Below are 420 nucleotides of genomic sequence, written 5' to 3'. Positions count from 1 at the left end.
TGATATTATCCCCTTTAGGTAGACAGTGTGAAAAAGACCATGTATACACATGGATGTTACACTATTACTTGGAGGGGATTTTTCATGGCCAAAAAAGGTACAACATTTAATACATACTCAAATGAGATAAAGTTATCAGCTGTTCAAAGTTATTTAAACGGTGAAGGAAGCTACGATATGATAGCGGAGAAATATCAGATGAGAAGCTCTACACAACTTAAAAATTGGGTAAAAAAATATAAAGAATGTGGTGAAATTACAGATACTCGTGGGGAAAATAATAAAATGAAAGGCATACCGAACCCTTTAAAAGGCAAACGGATTCATTTTAAAACTGTTGAAGAAGAGCGTGATTACTATAAGGCTCAGGTTGAATATTTAAAAAAGCAGTATCCAAATCTGTAAATGGGGGCGTACTAA

The 420-nt window shown here is 34.0% G+C and carries 1 protein-coding gene; it reads left to right on the top strand.

The window, feature by feature from the left end; genetic code table 11:
- Nucleotides 1-84: 84 nt before the first annotated feature.
- Nucleotides 85-405, top strand: a complete 321-nt coding sequence (locus tag JDS82_RS29060; protein ID WP_197229282.1) for a helix-turn-helix domain-containing protein — start codon at nucleotides 85-87, stop codon at nucleotides 403-405.
- Nucleotides 406-420 lie beyond the last annotated feature (15 nt).

The organism is Bacillus cereus group sp. N14 (assembly GCF_016483555.1).
GTDB lineage: Bacteria > Bacillota > Bacilli > Bacillales > Bacillaceae_G > Bacillus_A > Bacillus_A wiedmannii.
Note: the sequence above shows the minus strand (reverse complement) of the source record. Positions and strands in the feature narration are given on the sequence as shown.